Source organism: Mesorhizobium sp. M7A.F.Ca.CA.002.09.1.1, assembly GCF_003998555.1.
Lineage (GTDB): Bacteria > Pseudomonadota > Alphaproteobacteria > Rhizobiales > Rhizobiaceae > Mesorhizobium > Mesorhizobium ciceri.
Map to the genome: position 1 here is coordinate 1 of NZ_RZRR01000445.1, position 4,489 is coordinate 4,489.

The 4,489-nt window shown below is 63.7% G+C and carries 5 protein-coding genes and 1 pseudogene; 3 read left to right on the top strand and 3 right to left on the bottom strand.

The window, feature by feature from the left end; translation table 11 throughout:
* On the top strand, positions 1–760 hold a 760-nt coding region (locus EN994_RS19250), incomplete at its 5' end, for a beta-ketoacyl-ACP synthase III (protein WP_127307725.1).
* Between the two features lie 10 nt (positions 761–770).
* Here the strand turns inward: EN994_RS19250 and EN994_RS19255 are convergent.
* On the bottom strand, positions 771–1,337 hold the full coding sequence (locus tag EN994_RS19255; protein WP_063168495.1) for an isoprenylcysteine carboxylmethyltransferase family protein: 567 nt from the start codon (positions 1,335–1,337) through the stop codon (positions 771–773).
* A gap of 197 nt (positions 1,338–1,534) precedes the next feature.
* On the opposite strand from EN994_RS19255, the gene EN994_RS19260 reads away from it, so the two are divergent.
* Entirely contained in the window at positions 1,535–2,152 is a 618-nt protein-coding gene (locus tag EN994_RS19260) for an MOSC domain-containing protein (protein WP_063168494.1), read from the top strand.
* A 47-nt stretch (positions 2,153–2,199) separates the two neighbouring features.
* Here the strand turns inward: EN994_RS19260 and EN994_RS19265 are convergent, their stop codons facing one another.
* A complete protein-coding gene (locus tag EN994_RS19265; RefSeq protein ID WP_063170269.1) occupies positions 2,200–3,039 on the bottom strand; it encodes an SDR family oxidoreductase in 840 nt (279 codons plus the stop codon).
* Positions 3,040–3,168: 129 nt separating this feature from the next.
* Positions 3,169–4,134: a D-amino acid aminotransferase gene (locus tag EN994_RS19270; protein ID WP_063168493.1), complete on the bottom strand. Its 966-nt coding sequence runs from the start codon at positions 4,132–4,134 to the stop codon at positions 3,169–3,171.
* A gap of 158 nt (positions 4,135–4,292) precedes the next feature.
* Here EN994_RS19270 and EN994_RS19275 point away from each other — a divergent pair.
* Positions 4,293–4,489, top strand: a pseudogene (locus EN994_RS19275) (hypothetical protein); the annotation flags it as partial.

Sequence of the window (4,489 nt, forward strand, 5' to 3'; positions counted from 1 at the left end):
ACAGCATCACCAGCGGCCCTATCCGGCGATCGCCATCGAAATGCAGGAGGCGCTGGGCACGAAGGGCGCAGGCTTCGACATGGGGCTCGGCTGTTCTTCGGCGGCGGCGGCCTTGCACATCGCCGTCAATTTGGTGCGGTCGGGCGCGCACAAGCGCATTCTGGTGACGACGCCCGAGATCATCACCGGCCATCTCAATTTCCGCGACCGGCAGACGCATTTCATTTTCGGCGACGCTTCGGTGTCGATGGTGGTCGAAGGCCTGGCCAAGGGCGACAAGCGGCCGGGGCGCTTCGAGGTGCTCGACACGCGCATCTGGACGCAGATGTCGAACAACATCCGCACCAATCTGGGCTACCATACCCGCACCGCCCAGGATGATCCCTACATGATCAATCTGGAAGGCAACCTGATCAAGCAGGTCGGCAACAAGGTGTTCAAGGAAGTCACCGTCGCCGGGCAGAAATTCATCGTCGAATTCCTCGCCGAGCACGGGCTGACGCCGCAGGCGATCAGGCGCTTCTGGCTGCATCAGGCCAATGCGCGGATGAATGCGATGATCCTGAAGCTGTCGTTCGGCCACGAGGTCGATCACGACCGCGCGCCAATGGTGCTGGAGCGGCTGGGCAACACGGCGGGCGCCGGGGCCATCGTCGCGCTGTCGGAGAACCACGCCGATATGAAGCCGGGCGATTTCGGTCTGATCTGCGCCTTCGGCGCGGGCTATTCGATCGGCGGCGCGCTGCTGAGAATGCTTTGAGGCTGCCGCGTCATGCTGGTGCGAACGGCACCAGCATCGGAACGCGCGCGGCATAGTCGTCATAGGCGCTGCCCAGTTCGCCGCGCAGGAAATTTTCTTCCAGCCTGGCTTTCGTCACGATGCCGATGATGAGCAGCGCGGTTCCGGCTATGCCCCACATGGTGCCCTTGGCTGCCATGGTGGCGAGGATCGCCAGCAGCAATCCGGTGTAGATCGGATGCCGGACAAGGCCATACGGGCCGGTGTTGACGACACGGTGCCCGGCCTTGGCGGTGATGGTGCCCGACCACAGCCTGCCGAGATGCAGGCGCGCCCACCAGGCAAAGGCGATGCCGATGGCGATCAGGGCGACACAGATCCAGGCTTCGGGGAGATCAGGCATCCACAGCCTGAGCCGGCCTTCATAGCCGTGCGCCGGAATGAACAGCAGCACCGCGCCGGCTATCCAGAGACCCCGATAGCGGGCCTCCGCCTTGAACCCGGCGCGCTTCTGGGCAGGGTCGGACCACAAAGCGGCGACGGCCCAGCTTCCTGCCCAGATCAACCAAAGCAACGTGATTGCCGTCACAGGTCGCATGATCAGCCTCCGCAAACCGTCTGGACGTCACTATGAAACCGGCACCGCGCGCCGGCAATGCGGTGCGAGATCGATGACAGGTAAGAAAAGCGTGATCGCGATCCTATCGGTGCTGTTGATCGGACGATCAGCACTTTCGACTGGACGCCGCGAAGCGCGCCCGGCTAATTCGCTGGATGACGAATAGAAAGAACGCCATGCCGGATCTCTTCCCCGAGGCTGAAAAGCCGGTTGAAATCATTGCCGCGCGAAAGCTTGCCGCCAGGGCGGCAGCGCTTTACGTGGCGCCGGCGGATCATTTTCAGACGCGCCCGGTGGACGAATTGCGGCTGGGTTTCGACGGCATTTCAGGCGATTTCCATGCCGGGCCGACACGGCGCTCGGGCGGGCGCGAGCCCTGGTATCCGCGCGGCACTGAAATGCGCAACGAACGGCAGCTGTCGATCGTGGCAGCGGATGAACTCGCCATCGTCGCCGAGCGCATGCGCCTGGCCGAGATCAGGCCGGAGTGGATCGGCGCCAATCTTGTGATCGAAGGGGTGCCGAACCTCTCCATGCTGCCGGCCGGCACGCTGCTGTTCTTCAAGGGCGGCGTGACAGTCAAGGTCGACGCGCAGAATGGTCCGTGCCGCATCGCCGGCCGGTCGATCGCGGAGAACGCCGGAATGGCCGACGTCGAAGCCGGCGCTCTGCTGTTCCCGAAAGCGGCGAAGCGGCTGCGCGGCATTGTCACCTGGGTAGAGAAGCCAGGCACGGTTAGGGCAGGCGAAGAGATATCGCTGCGCGTGCCGGAGCAGTGGATTTATCAAGCCTGAGGGCCGGCTACGCCGCCCATGGAGCGGCGCAGCAAAAGCGCTGGACTTCAGCCCTTGCGGTTCTTCTTCACGCCTTGCGCCATGATGGAAACGTCGTCCCACTTCTCCCAGGTGGCAATGCGGTTGGCGTATTCCTGCTTGATCATCGGCAGGCCGCCATCGCCGAAGAATACCCGCAGCGGCGGCTCGGCGGCGTCGACAATGGCCAGCATGGCCGGCCCGGTGGCGTCTGGATCGCCGGCGACCGAATTGGCGCGGCGCTCGGCCATCTTGGCACGGGCGGGCGCATAGGCCTCGATCGGTTGGGATACCTTGGCCGACGGCCCGGCCCAGTCGGTGGAGAAACCGCCCGGCTCGACCAGCGTCACATGGATGCCGAATTCCGCGACCTCGATGCTGAGCGACTGGCTGAAGGCCTCCAGCGCCCATTTCGAGGCGTGGTAGAGGCCGAGCGAGGCAAAGGCATTGACGCCGCCGATCGACGAGATCTGGATGATGTGGCCGGAACGCTGTGCCCGCATGATCGGCAGTGCGGCCTGAGTGACCCACAGAGCGCCGAAGACATTGGTTTCGATCTGGTCGCGAGCTTCCTGTTCGCTGACCTCCTCGATGGCGCCGAAATGGCCGTAGCCGGCATTGTTGATGACGACGTCGAGCCGGCCAAAACGCTTGTGCGCCTCGGCGACAGCGGCATCGACGGCTTTCTTGTCGGTGACGTCGAGCTTTATCGCGGCAATCCTGTCGCCGTATTTCTCGACGAGATCGGCGAGGGTGCCAGCATCGCGGGCGGTTGCCGCGACGCGGTCGCCTCGGGCGAGTGCAGCCTCGGCCCAGACGCGGCCAAAGCCCTTCGACGATCCGGTGATGAACCAAACCTTGTTTGTCATGATCTTGGAGTCCTTGCCCCTGCGGGCGTGATTTTGGATGAAAGCGGAGGCTTCTCCGCTTTCGGGCATATACGGTCGATCCTCTGATTTTCCAGAGGCGACGGGAATCTTTTGACAAAGACGCCTGAATTATCGGAGATAATTCACCTGAGACGACCAGGCCGGGTCCTCGTGCTTTTGCCAGTAGCGCGCCATCAGCCGGCTGGTGATCGGTCCGACCTTGCCATTGGCGATCGCCGCGCCGTCGATCTCCGTCACCGGCATGATGCCGCCCGCAGTGGAGGTGATGAATACCTCGTCGGCCTCGCGCAATGCGGTGACGCTGAGATCGGTCGCCGTGGCGGCAAGGCCTTCTTCTGCACAGAGATCGAAGACGGTGCGGCGGGTGACGCCGGGCAGCACGCCGGTGGCCGGCGTCGACAGTTTGCCGTCCTTGACGCAGAAGACGTTGAAGCCCGGGCCTTCGGCGACATTGCCGTTGAAGTCGAGGAGCAACGCGGTCTCTGCACCGCGGTCATAGGCATCGTAGAGGCCGCGCACCAGATCGAGCCAGTGGTAATTCTTGATCGCCGGGTCGATCGAGGCCGGCGGAATACGCATCTTGTCGCTGATGGCGACGCGCAGGCCGCGCTGCAGCTGCTCGGCATTGGCGACCGAGCCGAACGGCACGGCGAAGGCCATGAAGCGGTTGACCGCCTGGCGCGGGTCGCGGCTGAAGGTCGGAGAGGCGCCGCGCGTGCACAGCATTTCGACATAGGCGGCGCGATGACCGGACAGCGCTACGCAATTGTGCAAGATTTCGGTCACGCCGTCGCGGTCGAAGGGAATGGTCATGCGCAGCTTTTCCAGCCCGCCGAGGAAGCGGTCGAGATGCAGATCGAGGCGGAAGAAGCGGCCGTTCCAGACATGCACGGTGTCGTAGGTTGCGTCGGAATGCAGAAAACCCCAGTCCAGCACCGAGATCTTGGCCTGCGACATCGGCAGGTATTGGCCGTCGAGAAAGGCGATGCCGTCGGGGTAGGAATGCGGGTCGACATGGCGGTCGCCAACCACGGGCAGTTGCTTCTCGTCCTGTGTCGTCGCCGTGTGGCTCATTGGGGCTTCCTGTCACGCAAGGCAAGATCAGTAGGCTATCGGCGCTGGGCAGAAGGCATAGAGCCACCCGCCCGGTGCTGTTCGGCCTCGATGACGATCTCGTCGATACATTGGATCGGAATTGCCTTAGATTGCGCGCTCTGAACGGGAGGGGGAAGATGGGCAGGCTTGGGGCCGTCATAGCAGCCATGACGATGTTCGCCGCTGCGGGCGAAGCCAGCGCCCAGTGCGCGCGCGAAGGCGATGAATTGTGCCAGGGCGGGCAGACCTATCGCTGCGAGAAAACCGGCAGCGAATTGACACCGATCTTCCAGAACCTGCCTTGCGCGGTGCCGTCGCTGAGCGGCACCTGGGT